Below are 326 nucleotides of genomic sequence, written 5' to 3' on the forward strand. Positions count from 1 at the left end.
CGCAGGAATATGCGGTCGGCTTCCCGCAAGGCAACCGCCAGTCGGCCGGCGGCGTAGACCTGCAATATGGCTACGACGCCGACGGCAATCTGGACACATCTGTGTGCACCGACACCGTCGTCAACACGGGCGACAAGCTGCGCGACAACCCCGAGCTTGCCGAGCGGCTTGCCGCCGGCGGGCCATTTGCCGTGCATGGCGTGCAGTTGACGCCGAGCGCGCTGGTCAAGCCGGCCAACGTACCGCCTTTCAGCTCCTGGTTCGTCGATTTCGACGGTTTTTTCGAAGACCCCGAAGTCGAGGGCCATGTCGGCGACGTCAGGGTC

1 pseudogene is annotated in these 326 nt (G+C 64.7%); it reads left to right on the forward strand.

Going from position 1 to position 326, the window contains the following annotated elements:
* A pseudogene (locus EN807_RS33785) lies at nt 1-326 on the forward strand (hypothetical protein); the annotation flags it as partial.

The sequence above is a fragment of the Mesorhizobium sp. M5C.F.Ca.ET.164.01.1.1 genome, assembly GCF_004792125.1.
In the GTDB taxonomy this organism is placed as follows: domain Bacteria; phylum Pseudomonadota; class Alphaproteobacteria; order Rhizobiales; family Rhizobiaceae; genus Mesorhizobium; species Mesorhizobium wenxiniae.